Genomic DNA, 16,042 nt, shown 5'->3' with positions numbered 1-16,042 from the left:
CAATCACTCCCGATGGTCGTGGGTCTGGGTGATACGGCCTTGTTCCACGTGGAACAAAGCGACTGGCGTTTCCGTCTGCCAGCCTTCCCTCAAAAATTCTTGATCTACACAGGTGATAAACACCTGGCAGCGTAATTCTTCCAGCAAGCGGCAAAGCGCGCGTCGATGGTTGTCATCCAGTTCGGAGGGCAAGTCATCTACCAGGTAAATACACTGGCCGCGACGGACCTGGCTAACCAGGTGTCCCTGAGCAATACGCAATGCGCAGACCACCAGCTTTTGCTGACCGCGAGACAATATGTCCGCTGCGTTATGAGCGCCTAATCTAAGGCGCAGGTCAGCTCGTTGTGGTCCAGCCTGGGTGTGGCCCATTTGCTGATCACGATGCAGGGAAGAGGCGAGCACTGTACTCAGCTCTTTTTCCTTGTCCCATCCTCGGTAGTAGCTCAGGGTCAAACCTTCAAGCTCAACAAGTTCGCTCAAAGTCTGTTCAAAGACGGGCTTCAATGCCTTGATATAGGCGCGACGGAATTCATCTATTTCGTCACTTGCCGAGCATAGCTCTCGGTCCCATGCCGCCTGTGAAGCGGCGTCAAGTGTACCATGCCGAAGCCACGAGTTTCGCTGCTTGAGGGCCTTCTGCAGGCGCTGCCAAGTAGCCATGAAACGAGGTTCCACGTGGAACACTCCCCAATCCAAAAACTGCCTGCGTATCTTCGGAGCGCCTTCCAGCAATCGGAAGCTGTCCGGATTGATCAGCTGCAGTGGCAATATTTCAGCAAGCTGAGCGGCACTTTTCGCATTTTGCCCGTCAATACGAATCTGGAATTCGCCTTGTCGGTCGCGCGAAACACCGAGATTGCTGTGACCACCTTGTGCAAGATCGACTTGTCCGAATACGGTGCAAGAGGGCTGCTCGTACTGGATGACAGGAAGCAGGCGACTGCTACGAAACGAACGCGCGATCCCCAGCAGGTGGATAGCTTCCAGAACACTGGTTTTACCACTGCCGTTTGCGCCGTAGAGGATATTGATACGCGGGGAGGGGGAGAGGGTCACCGGGTGCAGATTGCGCACCCCGGTGACCGAGACGCGACTAAGAGACATCTAGGTTGCGCTGGACATGAAGTTACAGACGCATCGGCATGACAACGTAGGCGGAATCGTCGTTATCCGACTCTTGCACCAAGGCGCTGCTATTGGAATCCGACAGAATCAGGCGCACCTGCTCGGTCGTCATCACGCCCAACACGTCGAGCAGATAGCTCACGTTAAAACCTATTTCCAGCGAATCGCCGTTGTACTCTACGCCGATTTCTTCCTCTGCCTCTTCCTGCTCAGGGTTGTTGGCCTGAATTTTCAATTGACCACTGGCCAGTTGCAGGCGGATACCGCGGTACTTCTCGTTGGACAGAATTGCGGTGCGACTGAACGCTTCGCGCAATGCCTGACGATCGCCCAGCACCAGCTTGTCGCCACCTTTAGGCAGCACGCGCTCGTAATCCGGGAATTTGCCATCGACCAGTTTGGAAGTGAAGGTGAACTCGCCGGTAGTCGCCCGGATGTGATGCTGACCCAGAACGATGCTGACCATACCGTCCTGCTCAGTCAGCAGGCGCGCCATCTCGAGAATACCTTTGCGCGGGACAATCACCTGATGACGATCAGCATGTTCGATATCGGCAGACATCGAGCACATCGCCAGACGGTGACCGTCAGTGGCGACGGCGCGCAAAATACCGGCACTCACTTCAAGCAGCATGCCGTTGAGGTAGTAACGGACATCCTGCTGAGCCATCGCAAAGCTGGTGCGTTCAATCAGGCGGCGCAACTTGCTCTGCACCAGATTGAAGGTCAGCGAGCCCGGGCCTTCTTCCACTGTCGGGAAATCATTGGCAGGCAACGTGGACAGAGTGAAACGGCTACGACCTGCCTTGACGATCAGCTTGGAGTCATCGAGCTTGATGTCGATCAGCGCGTCATTGGACAGGCTTTTGCAAATGTCCATGAGCTTACGCGCAGGAACCGTGATTTCTCCAGGTTCTGCGGGCTCTTCCAGCTGGACGCGGCCAACCAGTTCGACTTCCAGATCCGTACCGGTCAGCGACAGTTGCTGACCTTCGACGACCAGAAGCACATTGGAAAGAACCGGCAAGGTCTGGCGGCGTTCTACCACGCCGGCGACCAATTGCAGGGGTTTCAACAGGGCTTCGCGTTGAATGGTGAAATGCATGGTCTAGTCCCTTGCCTTAATAAGCTGCACTGGCGTTATCACGTAGTCAGAGTGCGCAGCAGGTTCTTGTAGTCCTCGCGGATATCCGCATCGGATTCCTTGAGCTCGTTGATCTTTCTGCAGGCGTGCAAGACAGTCGTATGGTCCCGACCACCAAATACGTCACCGATTTCCGGAAGACTGTGGTTGGTGAGTTCCTTGGAAAGCGCCATCGCCACCTGGCGAGGCCGGGCAACAGAACGGGACCGACGCTTGGACAGCAGATCGGAGATCTTGATCTTGTAGTACTCGGCGACAGTACGCTGAATGTTATCCACACTCACCAGCTTGTCCTGCAACGCCAGCAAATCTTTCAGCGATTCGCGAATCAGTTCGATGGTGATGTCGCGCCCCATGAAGTGCGAGTGAGCGATGACGCGCTTGAGCGCGCCCTCCAGCTCTCGAACGTTGGAGCGAATCCGCTGGGCAATGAAGAACGCCGCGTCATGAGGCAGATCGACCTTGGCCTGATCCGCTTTCTTCATGAGGATAGCCACGCGGGTTTCCAGCTCCGGAGGCTCGACAGCAACCGTCAGACCCCAACCGAAACGCGACTTGAGCCGTTCTTCAAGGCCTTCGATTTCTTTCGGATAGCGGTCACTGGTCAGAATGACCTGTTGCCCACCTTCCAGCAGCGCGTTGAACGTGTGGAAAAACTCTTCCTGCGACCGTTCCTTGCGAGCAAAAAATTGAATGTCATCGATCAGCAGTGCATCGACTGAGCGGTAAAAGCGCTTGAACTCGTTGATTGCATTGAGCTGCAAAGCCTTGACCATGTCTGCGACGAAGCGCTCCGAATGCAGGTACACGACCTTGGCGTTCGGGTTCTTCTTCAACAGGTGGTTACCCACAGCATGCATCAAGTGAGTTTTACCGAGACCTACGCCACCGTAAAGGAACAGCGGGTTGTAACCGTGCTTGGGATTATCGGCAACCTGCCAGGCTGCAGCACGTGCCAGCTGGTTGGATTTACCCTCGACAAAATTCTCGAACGTGAACGTGCGGTTCAGGTAACTGGTGTGCTTGAGCGCACCTTCAACCTGCACGGTACGTTGCTCCGCACGAGCGGGTGCCTGTTGCGAGCTGGCGCCGGCCATTGGGTCGAAGCTGTCGCGTGAAGGCTCGTCGTGTGTTGCAACGTTCTGAGCCGGTGCAGGCATCGCGACAGGAGCAGCCGGAGCAGCCATGGCGGGCGCAGACGACGAGACGCTGCTGACCGAATTGGCAGACAGCGCCTGGGACGCTGCTGCGGCCAATGGCGCATTCGGAGCGGCACGCGGTGCAGAGCTGCGCTTGCTTCCTATTAATAAGGAAAGAGCAGGCGCCATGCCTTGACCATGCTCGCCCAGAAGCTCCAGCAAACGGCCGAGGTATTTTTCGTTGACCCAATCGAGAACAAAACGATTCGGTGCGTACACACGCAACTCGTCGCCTTCGGCTTCGACCTGTAGCGGACGGATCCAAGTGTTGAATTGCTGGGCAGGCAGCTCATCGCGCAAAAGCTCCACGCACTGCTGCCAAAGTTCCACTGACACGGATATCCCCTGAGTTGAAAGCCGGTGAGGCAAAAACAGCCGCCATTGTAACGATCCGCAGACGACTTATCCACATGTAGGTTGCTCACAGGCAGCTATAAATCAACGATTTATAGAGTGGCCACACGACAAACGGTCAAATCCTGAGCTCTGTGGATAACCCATCTTCAGCCCGTTGCATAAGTCAGGGCTAAACTCTGTGCATAACTCGCCTGTGGATAAAACCGCATTCCATGCACAGCTTTTCCGACGGTGTGGCACAGGCAAGGCACCGCTTCTAGACAACCTTTCTTTTCGCTGTACACATTGAATTACAAGGCCTGTAGGATTTTATCCACAGAAAGCGTCTACGTAAGAGTTATAAGCTTTATAAAGAAGCTTTAAATACTCTCTTCTTTTTATTTCTATAACTGACCAGAGCCTGAGTGCTCCCAAACGGGTTCCAGAGGAAAATTGCCTATAAAAGACGCGTATGAAGAAAAGCTGGTTGGAAATTGACCTGCGGGCCTCCTTTCTCTAGAATCCCCGGTCTCTTAAAACGGGGGCCATTCCGGCCCGTAGTGGACGAACCAGGTAACACGCCATGAAACGTACTTTCCAACCCAGCACTATCAAGCGCGCCCGCACCCACGGTTTCCGTGCACGTATGGCCACCAAAAACGGCCGCGCAGTCCTTTCGCGTCGTCGTGCCAAAGGCCGTAAGCGTCTGGCAGTTTGATAAATCGGCACAGGAGGTGAGTCGAGACTTCAGTCGGGAAAAGCGTTTGCTGACTCCCCGGCATTTCAAGGCAGTCTTTGACTCCCCTACCGGCAAGGTTCCGGGGAAAAATCTCCTGCTCCTTGCGCGCAACAACGACCTTGATCATCCCCGTCTGGGGCTGGTGATAGGTAAAAAGAGCGTGAAGCTCTCCGTCGAGCGCAATCGCTTGAAACGCCTGATGCGCGAATCATTTCGCCAACACCAAGACAGTTTGGTCGGTTGGGATATCGTTATCGTCGCGCGTAAAGGTTTGGGTGACGTAGAAAACCCTGAACTGATTCAGCATTTCGGCAAGCTCTGGAAACGTCTGGCGCGTAGCCGACCCATTCCGGAAGAAAAATCCGAACCTGCAGGGGTAGACAGTCCAGATGCGTAAACTGGCACTCGTTCCGATCCAGTTTTATCGCTATGCCATTAGCCCGCTGATGGCCAGTCACTGTCGTTTCTACCCCAGTTGCTCCTGCTACGCGTATGAAGCCATCGAAAATCATGGCCTTTTGCGCGGTGGCTGGCTGTCAATTCGTCGCCTGGGTCGCTGTCACCCATGGAATCCCGGTGGTTATGACCCGGTTCCAGCTGTCCCCACCTCCCGTTCTTCTTCGATGGCCGAGTAATCATGGATATTAAACGCACGATCCTGATCGTCGCCCTGGCAATCGTGACCTACGTCGGGGTTCTGAAATGGAACCAAGACTATGGCCAGGCTGCCATGCCGACCCAGAATGTTGCAGCCAGCACCACCGCACCGGGTATTCCGGACACGGCCGCTGGTACTAATGGTTCTGCAAGTGCCGATGTTCCAAGCGCAAGCGCTACGGCCAATACGGCTGCAGCACCTCTTGAAACTCCGGCCGTAGCCAGCAAAGACCTTATCCACGTCAAGACCGATGTGCTCGATCTGGCGATCGATCCGGTGGGTGGCGACGTCGTTCAGCTTCGTTTGCCTCTGTACCCGCGTCGTCAGGATCGTCCTGATGTTCCGTTTCAGTTGTTCGACAACGGCGGCGAGCGTACTTTTCTGGCACAAAGCGGCCTGACCGGGACCAATGGTCCTGATGCACGCGCTGCCGGTCGTCCGGTTTACACCTCCACACAAAAGACTTATCAACTGGCTGACGGCCAGGATTCGATGGTCGTGGATCTGAAATTCTCGGAAAGCGGCGTCAACTACATCAAGCGCTTCACCTTCAAGCGCGGTCTGTACGATCTGGTCATGACCTACGTTGTGGATAACCAGAGCGCACAACCCTGGTCCGGTAATCTGTTCGCGCAATTAAAGCGCGATGCCAGCTCTGACCCTTCTTCGACGACTGCTACCGGCACGGCTACCTACCTGGGCGCTGCCCTGTGGACTGCGGCCGAGCCGTACAAGAAAGTGTCGATGAAAGATATCGACAAGGGCCAGGTCAAGGAAACTGTTCAGGGCGGTTGGGTTGCATGGCTGCAGCACTACTTCGTGACTGCGTGGATTCCGGATCACAACGCCACCAACGCTGTTCAGACCCGTAAAGACAGCCAGGGCAACTACATCATCGGCTTCACCAGCCCGACTCTGTCGGTTGCACCCGGTGCACAAGGTGAAACCAGCGCTACCCTGTATGCAGGTCCGAAAAGCCAGGCGGTACTCAAAGAGTTATCCCCAGGTCTGGAGCTGACCGTCGATTATGGTTTCCTGTGGTTCATTGCCCAGCCTATCTTCTGGCTGCTGCAACATATCCACGCCATCCTCGGCAACTGGGGCTGGTCGATCATTGTCCTGACCATGCTGATCAAAGGCCTGTTCTTCCCGTTGTCCGCAGCAAGCTACAAGTCGATGGCACGCATGCGCGCCGTGGCTCCGAAGCTTGCACTGCTGAAGGAACAACATGGCGATGATCGCCAGAAAATGTCCCAGGCAATGATGGAGCTGTACAAGAAAGAAAAGATCAACCCATTGGGTGGATGCTTGCCGATTCTTGTCCAGATGCCGGTTTTCCTTTCGCTGTACTGGGTACTCCTGGAAAGCGTGGAAATGCGTCAGGCACCGTGGATCCTGTGGATAACCGACCTGTCGATCAAAGACCCGTTCTTCATCCTGCCGATCATCATGGGCGCGACGATGTTCATCCAGCAGCGTCTGAACCCGACTCCGCCGGACCCGATGCAGGCCAAGGTCATGAAAATGATGCCAATCATCTTCACGTTCTTCTTCCTGTGGTTCCCTGCCGGTCTCGTTCTGTACTGGGTTGTTAACAACACCCTGTCGATCGCTCAGCAGGCTTACATCACTCGCAAGATCGAAGCAGCTACCAAGAAAGCAGCTGCCTGATCTAACCTGTGAATAAGTTCTACAAGACGCCCCCTCGTGGGGCGTTTTGCTATCCGTCATTTGTCCGGGAGCCGGAGCATGAACGTTCCTCGTGAAACCATTGCCGCCATCGCCACAGCCCAAGGGCGTGGCGGTGTCGGTATCGTTCGGGTGTCAGGTCCTTTGGCCGGCAAGGCTGCTGAAGCCATTATCGGTCGGGTGCCAAAACCACGATTTGCGCATTACGGGCGTTTTGTCGACGAAGCGGGGCAGACCCTCGATGAGGGGATCGCGCTGTATTTTCCGGGACCCAACTCGTTCACCGGCGAAGACGTACTTGAGCTTCAGGGCCACGGCGGCCCCATCGTTCTGGATATGCTGCTGCAGCGCTGCCTGCAACTGGGCAGCCGACTGGCTCGTCCGGGCGAGTTCAGTGAGCGTGCCTTTCTCAATGACAAGCTCGATCTTGCCCAGGCAGAAGCCATTGCTGACTTGATTGAGGCGAGTTCTGCACAGGCAGCGCGCAATGCACTGCGCTCATTGCAGGGCGCTTTTTCGCGGCGTGTGGATAACTTGACCGAGAAATTGATCAGCCTGCGCATCTATGTGGAAGCTGCAATCGACTTCCCCGAAGAGGAAATCGACTTCCTTGCCGATGGCCATGTCCTGAACATGCTCGATGACGTACGTGCCGAGTTATCCACAGTGCTGCGTGAAGCGGGGCAGGGTGCCTTGTTACGCGACGGGATGACCGTTGTGATTGCCGGGCGTCCCAATGCGGGCAAATCCAGCTTGCTGAATGCCTTGGCGGGCAGAGAAGCGGCCATCGTCACCGAGATTGCCGGCACTACGCGCGATGTGTTGCGTGAACATATCCACATCGATGGAATGCCGTTGCACGTCGTCGACACAGCAGGTCTGCGTGATACCCAGGATCAGGTGGAAATGATCGGCGTGCAGCGCGCACTCAAGGCCATCGGTGAAGCTGACCGGATTCTGCTGGTTGTGGATGCAACGGCACCGGAGGCAGCAGACCCGTTTGCACTGTGGCCCGAATTCCTTGAGCAACGTCCGGACCCGGCGAAAGTCACTCTGATCCGTAACAAGGCAGATTTGAGTGGAGACCCCGTCGATCTACAAACCAGCGTTGATGGCCATGTCACCATCAGCCTGAGCGCCAGGTCAGGGGGCGAGGGGCTTGAACTGCTGCGTGACCATCTCAAGGCCTGCATGGGCTACGAGCAAACCTCTGAAAGCAGCTTCAGCGCACGTCGACGCCACCTTGAGGCACTGCGCCACGCCAGTGACTCGCTGGAGCACGGCAGGGCTCAACTCACCCTGGCAGGCGCTGGAGAGCTGCTGGCCGAAGATCTGCGTCAGGCACAGCAAGCGCTTGGCGAGATTACCGGTGCATTCAGCTCAGACGATCTGCTTGGTAGAATCTTCTCCAGCTTCTGCATCGGCAAGTAAACCTTCTGGCATGGCCCGCCCTGGGTCATGCCTTCCAGCACCACAAGACGCTTCTTTTCAGCGGTAGCGTTATCCAAATACTCCGCCATTCTTCCTTTAACTTCGCCTCGACACCTGAATCTGACGAGCAGAAATGCCCGAGTGAGGGATTTTCTGTGCCTGATTTTTGATGAAGAGCGGTTTTTTTGTGAATTAAGCCCTGTGAATAACTGCCCTTTAGCTCGGTGGGTAAGCGGGGTGCAAACCTGAAGATAAATCCCCCTGTGGACAAGTGGCTATCTTATCAACAGGCTCAGGACGGTTATCCAAACCCCTCATCCCCACATGAACACAGACTTTTTAAACTCTGTACACATTGGAAATAAAGGCCTGTAGCGATCTATCCACAGAAAGTTGGCTCAGTAAGAATAAACATAAAAACAAGGCTTTATAAACTTTCTTTCCTTTTTATTTTCTTTATCCGCGAGTTTTCCACAGCTGGTTAAATTTTGTCCAACGGGTTTCATTCAGGTGGGGTAAGTCCCTATACTTGTCAGCTATCCCAATTTCTCATCGACAACAGGCACGAGGTGCGTGGTGGATTTCCCTTCCCGTTTTGAAGTGATCGTCATCGGTGGCGGTCATGCCGGTACCGAGGCCGCACTGGCGTCGGCACGTATGGGTGTAAAAACCCTGCTGCTGACCCATAACGTGGAAACACTCGGCCAGATGAGTTGCAACCCGGCCATCGGTGGCATTGGCAAAAGTCACCTGGTCAAGGAAATCGACGCCCTCGGCGGTGCGATGGCCATGGCTACTGACAAGGGTGGTATCCAGTTCCGTGTGCTGAACAGTCGCAAAGGCCCGGCTGTACGGGCTACTCGTGCTCAAGCAGATCGCGTGCTGTACAAGGCAGCCATTCGTGAAATCCTGGAAAATCAGCCGAACCTGTGGATATTTCAGCAAGCCTGTGATGACCTGATCGTCGAACAGGATCAGGTGCGCGGTGTAGTGACCCAAATGGGTATGCGCATATTTGCCGATTCGGTGGTGTTGACCACCGGTACGTTCCTGGGTGGACTTATCCACATCGGCATGCAGAACTATTCTGGCGGACGCGCAGGCGACCCCCCATCGATCGCACTTGCTCACCGGCTACGTGAACTGCCGCTGCGCGTCGGCCGCCTGAAAACCGGAACCCCGCCACGTATTGATGGGCGTTCTGTGGATTTCTCGGTGATGACAGAACAACCAGGTGACACACCTATCCCGGTCATGTCGTTCCTGGGCAACAAGGAACAGCATCCGCCGCAGGTCAGTTGCTGGATCACGCACACCAACGCGCGGACTCACGAAATCATTGCGTCCAACCTCGATCGCTCGCCGATGTATTCGGGCGTGATCGAAGGTATTGGTCCACGTTACTGCCCGTCGATCGAAGACAAGATCCACCGGTTTGCCGACAAGCAAAGCCATCAGGTTTTCATCGAGCCGGAAGGGTTGACCACGCACGAGCTGTACCCGAACGGCATTTCCACATCGTTGCCATTCGACGTGCAACTGCAGATCGTTCAGTCGATTCGCGGCATGGAAAACGCACATATCGTTCGCCCTGGTTATGCCATCGAATACGATTATTTCGACCCGCGTGATCTGAAATACAGCCTGGAAACCAAGGTCATCGGTGGTCTGTTCTTCGCTGGCCAGATCAACGGCACGACCGGTTACGAAGAGGCCGGTGCCCAGGGTTTGCTGGCCGGGACCAATGCCGCGCTGCGCGCACAGGGTCGAGACAGCTGGTGCCCGCGTCGCGATGAAGCGTACATCGGTGTTCTGGTCGATGACCTGATCACACTCGGTACCCAAGAGCCTTACCGGATGTTTACCTCCAGGGCCGAATACCGTTTGATCCTGCGCGAAGACAACGCGGACCTGCGACTCACCGAAAAAGGCCGCGAGCTGGGTCTGGTCGACGACGCCCGCTGGGCTGCGTTCTGCACCAAGCGTGAAAGCATCGAGCTGGAAGAACAACGTTTGAAAAGTACCTGGGTGCGCCCTGGTACCGAGCAGGGCGATGCGATTGCCGAACACTTCGGCACGCCACTGACCCATGAATACAATTTGCTCAACCTGCTGACCCGTCCGGAAATCGATTACGCCAGCCTGATTTCAATCACTGGCCAGGGCTGCATCGATCCCCAGGTCGCCGAGCAGGTAGAGATCAAGACAAAATACGCCGGTTACATTGATCGCCAGCAGGACGAAATCGCCCGTCTGCGCGCCAGTGAAGACACCCGTCTGCCGGAAGACATCGATTACGCCGCGATATCCGGCCTGTCGAAAGAAATCCAGAGCAAGCTGGGGATAACTCGTCCGGAAACACTCGGACAGGCATCGCGTATACCCGGCGTCACGCCTGCAGCGATATCGTTGTTGATGATTCATTTGAAAAAACGCGGCGCGGGCCGTCAGTTGGAGCAAAGCGCTTGAGTTCTATGGTCACCCCGCAACACGCCCAAGAGTTATCCACCGGTGCCCGGGAATTGGGGATCGACCTCAGTCCGGCGCAGCACGAGCAATTGCTGGCGTATCTGGCGTTGTTGATCAAGTGGAACAAGGCCTACAACCTGACTGCGGTACGCAACCCGGACGAAATGGTATCCAGACATCTGCTCGACAGTCTCAGTGTGGTGCCCTTCATCGAAGGTGCACGCTGGATCGACGTCGGCAGCGGCGGTGGGATGCCTGGCATTCCCATGGCCATCCTGTTTCCGGAGCGCAAAGTGGCGCTGCTGGACAGCAACGGCAAGAAGACCCGGTTTCAGACACAGGTCAAACTTGAGCTGAAACTGGATAATCTTGAAGTTATCCACAGCCGTGCAGAAAATTATCAGCCTGATGCGCCGTTCGACGGGATCATTTCCCGTGCGTTCAGCAGCCTTGAAGACTTCACGGGCTGGACTCGCCATATGGGTGACGTGAATACACGTTGGCTGGCAATGAAAGGGCTGCATCCTGATGATGAGCTGGTAGCATTGCCCTCGGATTTTCACCTCGATAGCGCACAAGCCTTGACCGTTCCGGGTTGCCAAGGCCAACGCCATCTGCTGATACTGCGCCGCACGGCATGACGGGGAACACAAGCAAGAATGGCTAAGGTATTCGCGATAGCGAACCAGAAAGGTGGGGTCGGCAAGACCACCACATGCATCAACCTCGCTGCGTCGCTGGTCGCGACCAAACGCCGTGTGCTGTTGATCGATCTCGATCCCCAGGGCAATGCGACCATGGGCAGCGGTGTGGATAAACATAATCTGGAAAACTCGGTCTATGACCTGTTGATCGGCGAATGCGATCTGGGTGAGGCCATGCAGTTTTCCGAACACGGCGGGTATCAGCTGCTTCCGGCCAACCGTGATCTGACGGCGGGTGAAGTGGTTCTGCTGGAAATGCAGATGAAAGAGAGTCGTCTGCGCAATGCGCTGGCGCCGATCCGCGAAAATTACGATTACATTCTGATCGACTGCCCACCCTCATTGTCGATGCTGACCCTGAACGCACTGGTCGCGGCGGACGGGGTAATTATCCCCATGCAGTGCGAGTACTTCGCGCTCGAGGGGCTCAGCGACCTTGTGGATAACATTAAGCGCATCGCTGAACTGCTCAATCCGCAGCTGAAAATCGAAGGTTTGCTGCGTACCATGTATGACCCGCGTCTGAGCCTGATCAACGATGTTTCGGCGCAGCTCAAGGAACATTTTGGCGAGCAGTTGTACGACACCGTGATCCCGAGGAACATCAGGCTGGCCGAGGCGCCGAGTTTCGGCATGCCGGTGCTGGCGTATGACAAATCGTCTCGCGGTGCGCTGGCCTATCTGGCCCTGGCAAGTGAACTGGTTCGTCGTCAACGTCGCGGCGCAAAAACCGCTCAGCCAACCTAAGGAATTCCCATGGCCGTCAAGAAACGAGGTCTCGGACGTGGGTTGGACGCACTTCTGAGCAGTCCAACCGTCAGTTCGCTGGAAGAGCAGGCCGTCAAGGCTCCGCCAAGTGAGTTGCAGCATGTGCCGCTGGACCTTATCCAGCGTGGCAAGTATCAGCCGCGTCGCGACATGGATCCTCAGGCGCTCGAAGAACTGGCGCAGTCGATCAAGTCACAGGGCGTGATGCAGCCGATCGTTATTCGACCTATCGGCGACAACCGCTTTGAAATCATCGCCGGTGAACGTCGCTGGCGTGCCAGTCAGCAGGCAGGTGTCGAGACGATTCCGGCGATGGTCCGTGATGTTCCGGACGAAACCGCGATTGCGATGGCGTTGATCGAGAACATCCAGCGCGAAGACCTCAACCCTATCGAGGAGGCCATGGCGCTACAGCGCCTGCAGCAGGAGTTTCAGCTGACCCAGCAGCAGGTGGCGGATGCCGTCGGCAAGTCGCGTGTCAGTGTGGCCAACCTGTTGCGCCTGATTGCCTTGCCTGAAGCCATCAAGACCATGCTGTCCCACGGCGACCTGGAAATGGGGCATGCCCGTGCCTTGCTCGGTCTGAGTGAAGATCGGCAGGTCGAAGGTGCGCGACATGTTGTCGCACGCGGGCTTACCGTGCGCCAGACTGAAGCACTGGTCAGGCAATGGCTGAGCGGCAAGCCGGAGGCTGCCGAACCAGTCAAGGCCGACCCTGATATCAGCCGCCTCGAACAGCGTCTGGCCGAGCGTTTAGGCTCTGCGGTGCAGATTCGTCACGGGCAGAAGGGTAAAGGCCAATTGGTCATCCGTTACAACTCGCTGGATGAGCTGCAAGGAGTGCTCGCTCACATCCGCTGAAACAATTGCTCTGTAGCGTATAGTCGGAAATCACTACCCGACTGTTGAATAGGGGCTGAACCGCCCCTATACTCTGCGCGCATTTTGTCGGCACAAATTATGCCAAGTTATTGATTATGGCGACCGACATCAAAGGAGCAGTTGCGATGGAATCCCGCATGCCAGACCGCTTGCCGTTCTATCGCCTGGCGGTTTTTCCGCTATTGCTGGCTCAATTGATCGTGCTGCTCATGGCCGCATTGGTGCTGTGGCAGTGGCAAGGAGTCGTTGCAGGATATTCGGGACTCTGCGGAGGCCTGATAGCCTGGCTACCCAATTTATACTTTGCTCACAAGGCATTCCGGTTTTCCGGGGCCAGAGCAGCGCAAGCCATCGTGCGGTCGTTCTACGCCGGCGAGGCAGGCAAACTGATTTTCACGGCAGTGCTTTTTGCATTGACGTTCGCAGGTGTGAAGCCACTGGCACCGCTGGCGGTATTCGGTGTGTTCATGTTGATCCAGGTGGTCAACTGGTTCGCTCCCCTGCTTACGAGAACAAGACTTTCGAGACCTTAGGGCGTTTGAGGCAACCATGGCAGAGCAAACAGCTTCGGGCTATATCCAGCACCACTTGCAGAACCTTACATTCGGGCACCTGCCCAATGGCGAATGGGGCTTTGCCCACACCGCAGCAGAAGCCAAGGAAATGGGTTTCTGGGCCTTCCACGTCGATACCCTCGGCTGGTCGGTTGCGTTGGGTCTGATTTTCGTTCTGATCTTCCGCATGGCGGCCAAGAAGGCAACTTCCGGTCAGCCTGGCGCGCTGCAGAACTTCGTCGAAGTGCTGGTCGATTTCGTCGACGGCAGCGTGAAAGACAGCTTCCACGGCCGCAGCGCGGTTATCGCACCACTGGCGCTGACCATTTTCGTCTGGGTTTTCCTGATGAACGCGGTCGACCTGGTACCGGTGGACTGGATTCCGCAACTGGCGATGCTGATCTCGGGCGACGAGCACATTCCGTTCCGTGCCGTTCCGACGACTGATCCGAACGCCACACTGGGCATGGCCCTGTCTGTGTTCGCACTGATCATTTTCTACAGCATCAAGGTCAAGGGCATCGGCGGTTTCATCGGCGAACTGACCCTTCACCCGTTCGGCAGCAAGAACCTGTTCGTTCAGGCGCTGTTGATCCCGGTCAACTTCCTGCTGGAATTCGTGACGCTGATCGCCAAGCCTATTTCCTTGGCTCTGCGTCTGTTCGGCAACATGTATGCTGGCGAGCTGGTCTTCATTCTGATCGCCGTGATGTTCGGCAGCGGTCTGTTGTGGCTCAGCGGTCTGGGTGTAGTGCTGCAGTGGGCGTGGGCTGTTTTCCACATCCTGATCATCACCCTGCAAGCGTTCATCTTCATGATGCTGACCATCGTCTACCTGTCGATGGCTCACGAAGATAACCATTGAGATTCGTCTCAGGACGTGTCTGATGACCGTCTCGCCATCGGCGGGACGGTGCCCGCAAGGGCTGATGTAGAAACGATTTTGTTTTACCGCTTCAATTAAAAAAACCTAACCAATACGACGTAAAAGTCGGGAGGAAAGATGGAAACTGTAGTTGGTCTAACCGCTATCGCTGTTGCACTGTTGATCGGCCTGGGCGCACTGGGTACTGCAATCGGTTTCGGCCTGTTGGGCGGCAAATTCCTGGAAGGCGCTGCGCGTCAGCCGGAAATGGTTCCAATGCTGCAAGTTAAAATGTTCATCGTTGCGGGCCTGCTCGACGCCGTGACCATGATCGGTGTTGGTATCGCTCTGTTCTTCACCTTTGCGAACCCCTTCGTTGGTCAACTCGCTGGCTGATCACTCGAATTTTCGAGTTGATTGGTGTGATGGACAACGAACGAGCGAGGTGTTGGCGTGAACATTAATGCAACCCTGATTGGCCAGTCCGTTGCGTTCTTCATTTTTGTGATTTTCTGCATGAAGTTCGTGTGGCCTCCGGTCATCGCGGCTTTGCACGAACGTCAGAAGAAGATCGCGGATGGACTGGACGCTGCTTCCCGAGCAGCTCGCGACCTGGAGCTGGCCCAAGAAAAAGCGGGTCAACAACTGCGCGAAGCTAAAGCTCAAGCAGCCGAGATCATTGAGCAAGCCAAGAAACGCGGTACCCAGATTGTCGACGAAGCCCGTGAAACGGCACGCGTTGAAGCTGACCGTGTGAAGGCCCAGGCTCAGGCCGAGATCGAGCAGGAACTGAACGGTGTCAAAGACGCCTTGCGCGCCCAGTTGGGCAGCCTGGCAGTCAATGGCGCAGAGAAGATTCTGGGTGCCACAATCGATCAAAACGCGCACGCGGAGCTGGTTAACAAACTGGCTGCTGAAATTTAAGCGAGGGCGATCATGGCAGAACTGACCACGTTGGCCCGACCTTACGCGAAGGCGGCCTTCGAGCACGCGCAGGCCCACCAGCAGCTGGCCAATTGGTCAGCCATGCTTGGCCTGGCTGCTGCGGTGTCGCAAGACGACACCATGCAGCGCATGCTCAAGGCCCCGCGACTGACGAGCGCACAAAAGGCCACCACTTTTATTGAAGTGTGTGGCGAAAAGTTCGATGCCAAGGCACAGAATTTCATTCACGTCGTTGCTGAAAACGACCGCCTCCCGCTTCTGCCGGAGATCGCCGAACTGTTCGACCTGTACAAGGCCGAGCAGGAAAAATCGGTCGATGTGGATGTCACCAGTGCTTTCGCATTGAACCAAGAACAGCAAGACAAACTCGCCAAGGTTCTCAGTGCACGGCTCGGCCGGGAAGTGCGCCTGCATGCTGCGGAGGATGCCTCTCTCATAGGGGGTGTCGTAATCCGCGCCGGCGACCTGGTTATCGATGGCTCAGTTCGTGGCAAGATCGCGAAACTAGCCGAAGCATTGAAATCTTGAGTT

Annotated in this window: 17 protein-coding genes; 14 read left to right on the top strand and 3 right to left on the bottom strand. The window is 55.9% G+C overall.

All coding sequences use genetic code 11. The features are described from left to right. Positions 1–3: 3 nt before the first annotated feature. Genes recF through dnaA form a run of 3 tightly spaced genes read right to left on the bottom strand, consistent with a single transcriptional unit; the run spans position 4 to position 3,807 of the window. A complete protein-coding gene (gene recF, locus RYC17_RS17840) occupies positions 4–1,107 on the bottom strand; it encodes a DNA replication/repair protein RecF (RefSeq protein ID WP_058402481.1) in 1,104 nt (367 codons plus the stop codon). Between the two features lie 22 nt (positions 1,108–1,129). Continuing rightward, positions 1,130–2,233, bottom strand: a complete 1,104-nt coding sequence (gene dnaN / locus RYC17_RS17835) for a DNA polymerase III subunit beta (RefSeq protein ID WP_054070950.1) — start codon at positions 2,231–2,233, stop codon at positions 1,130–1,132. A gap of 38 nt (positions 2,234–2,271) precedes the next feature. Further along, entirely contained in the window at positions 2,272–3,807 is a 1,536-nt protein-coding gene (gene dnaA, locus RYC17_RS17830) for a chromosomal replication initiator protein DnaA (protein WP_058407678.1), read from the bottom strand. Positions 3,808–4,390: 583 nt separating this feature from the next. Between dnaA and rpmH the strand changes: the two genes are divergently transcribed. From rpmH to RYC17_RS17760, 14 genes are all read left to right on the top strand, one after another. Beyond that, a complete protein-coding gene (gene rpmH, locus RYC17_RS17825; protein WP_002551315.1) occupies positions 4,391–4,525 on the top strand; it encodes a 50S ribosomal protein L34 in 135 nt (44 codons plus the stop codon). Between the two features lie 16 nt (positions 4,526–4,541). After that, positions 4,542–4,943 (top strand): ribonuclease P protein component, encoded by a 402-nt coding sequence (gene rnpA, locus RYC17_RS17820; RefSeq protein ID WP_002551314.1) that lies wholly within the window; start codon positions 4,542–4,544, stop codon positions 4,941–4,943. Beyond that, on the top strand, positions 4,936–5,181 hold the full coding sequence (yidD, locus tag RYC17_RS17815) for a membrane protein insertion efficiency factor YidD (protein WP_002551313.1): 246 nt from the start codon (positions 4,936–4,938) through the stop codon (positions 5,179–5,181). Before rnpA ends, yidD begins: the two co-directional genes overlap by 8 nt. Positions 5,182–5,183: 2 nt before the next feature. After that, positions 5,184–6,875: a membrane protein insertase YidC gene (yidC, locus tag RYC17_RS17810; protein WP_122280134.1), complete on the top strand. Its 1,692-nt coding sequence runs from the start codon at positions 5,184–5,186 to the stop codon at positions 6,873–6,875. A 78-nt stretch (positions 6,876–6,953) separates the two neighbouring features. Beyond that, positions 6,954–8,324 (top strand): tRNA uridine-5-carboxymethylaminomethyl(34) synthesis GTPase MnmE, encoded by a 1,371-nt coding sequence (gene mnmE, locus RYC17_RS17805; protein WP_122280135.1) that lies wholly within the window; start codon positions 6,954–6,956, stop codon positions 8,322–8,324. A gap of 576 nt (positions 8,325–8,900) precedes the next feature. After that, positions 8,901–10,793: a tRNA uridine-5-carboxymethylaminomethyl(34) synthesis enzyme MnmG gene (gene mnmG, locus RYC17_RS17800; protein ID WP_122280166.1), complete on the top strand. Its 1,893-nt coding sequence runs from the start codon at positions 8,901–8,903 to the stop codon at positions 10,791–10,793. Beyond that, positions 10,790–11,434, top strand: coding sequence for a 16S rRNA (guanine(527)-N(7))-methyltransferase RsmG (rsmG, locus tag RYC17_RS17795; protein ID WP_057401324.1), 645 nt, complete (start codon positions 10,790–10,792; stop codon positions 11,432–11,434). Before mnmG ends, rsmG begins: the two co-directional genes overlap by 4 nt. An 18-nt stretch (positions 11,435–11,452) precedes the next feature. Further along, the gene (locus tag RYC17_RS17790) at positions 11,453–12,244 is read left to right on the top strand and encodes a ParA family protein (protein ID WP_002555991.1); all 792 of its coding nucleotides are present in this window, start codon (positions 11,453–11,455) and stop codon (positions 12,242–12,244) included. 9 nt (positions 12,245–12,253) lie between these two features. Next, complete coding sequence (locus tag RYC17_RS17785; protein ID WP_002555990.1) at positions 12,254–13,126, top strand: ParB/RepB/Spo0J family partition protein; 873 nt, start codon at positions 12,254–12,256, stop codon at positions 13,124–13,126. 146 nt (positions 13,127–13,272) lie between these two features. Then, positions 13,273–13,680 (top strand): F0F1 ATP synthase subunit I, encoded by a 408-nt coding sequence (locus RYC17_RS17780; RefSeq protein ID WP_002555989.1) that lies wholly within the window; start codon positions 13,273–13,275, stop codon positions 13,678–13,680. Positions 13,681–13,696: 16 nt separating this feature from the next. Then, positions 13,697–14,566, top strand: a complete 870-nt coding sequence (gene atpB, locus RYC17_RS17775; protein WP_002555988.1) for a F0F1 ATP synthase subunit A — start codon at positions 13,697–13,699, stop codon at positions 14,564–14,566. A 138-nt stretch (positions 14,567–14,704) separates the two neighbouring features. Next, on the top strand, positions 14,705–14,962 hold the full coding sequence (atpE, locus tag RYC17_RS17770; protein ID WP_002555987.1) for a F0F1 ATP synthase subunit C: 258 nt from the start codon (positions 14,705–14,707) through the stop codon (positions 14,960–14,962). A 57-nt stretch (positions 14,963–15,019) separates the two neighbouring features. Beyond that, positions 15,020–15,490 (top strand): F0F1 ATP synthase subunit B, encoded by a 471-nt coding sequence (locus tag RYC17_RS17765; RefSeq protein WP_002555986.1) that lies wholly within the window; start codon positions 15,020–15,022, stop codon positions 15,488–15,490. Between the two features lie 12 nt (positions 15,491–15,502). Further along, positions 15,503–16,039: a F0F1 ATP synthase subunit delta gene (locus RYC17_RS17760; protein WP_003315956.1), complete on the top strand. Its 537-nt coding sequence runs from the start codon at positions 15,503–15,505 to the stop codon at positions 16,037–16,039. Positions 16,040–16,042 lie beyond the last annotated feature (3 nt).

Origin of the sequence: Pseudomonas syringae group sp. J248-6, assembly GCF_032586995.1 — a bacterium.
In the GTDB taxonomy this organism is placed as follows: Bacteria; Pseudomonadota; Gammaproteobacteria; order Pseudomonadales; family Pseudomonadaceae; genus Aquipseudomonas; species Aquipseudomonas amygdali.
This window is presented reverse-complemented; position numbering and strand designations above follow the sequence as displayed.

Excerpts from the sequence above, each read along its gene's own strand:
- recF (WP_058402481.1), bottom strand. The coding sequence starts at position 1,107 with ATGTCTCTTAGTCGCGTCTCGGTCACCGGGGTGCGCAATCTGCACCCG.
- dnaN (WP_054070950.1), bottom strand. The coding sequence starts at position 2,233 with ATGCATTTCACCATTCAACGCGAAGCCCTGTTGAAACCCCTGCAATTG.
- rpmH (WP_002551315.1), top strand. The coding sequence starts at position 4,391 with ATGAAACGTACTTTCCAACCCAGCACTATCAAGCGCGCCCGCACCCAC.
- yidD (WP_002551313.1), top strand. The coding sequence starts at position 4,936 with ATGCGTAAACTGGCACTCGTTCCGATCCAGTTTTATCGCTATGCCATT.
- yidC (WP_122280134.1), top strand. The coding sequence starts at position 5,184 with ATGGATATTAAACGCACGATCCTGATCGTCGCCCTGGCAATCGTGACC.
- mnmE (WP_122280135.1), top strand. The coding sequence starts at position 6,954 with ATGAACGTTCCTCGTGAAACCATTGCCGCCATCGCCACAGCCCAAGGG.
- RYC17_RS17790 (WP_002555991.1), top strand. The coding sequence starts at position 11,453 with ATGGCTAAGGTATTCGCGATAGCGAACCAGAAAGGTGGGGTCGGCAAG.
- RYC17_RS17785 (WP_002555990.1), top strand. The coding sequence starts at position 12,254 with ATGGCCGTCAAGAAACGAGGTCTCGGACGTGGGTTGGACGCACTTCTG.
- RYC17_RS17780 (WP_002555989.1), top strand. The coding sequence starts at position 13,273 with ATGGAATCCCGCATGCCAGACCGCTTGCCGTTCTATCGCCTGGCGGTT.
- atpB (WP_002555988.1), top strand. The coding sequence starts at position 13,697 with ATGGCAGAGCAAACAGCTTCGGGCTATATCCAGCACCACTTGCAGAAC.
- atpE (WP_002555987.1), top strand. The coding sequence starts at position 14,705 with ATGGAAACTGTAGTTGGTCTAACCGCTATCGCTGTTGCACTGTTGATC.
- RYC17_RS17760 (WP_003315956.1), top strand. The coding sequence starts at position 15,503 with ATGGCAGAACTGACCACGTTGGCCCGACCTTACGCGAAGGCGGCCTTC.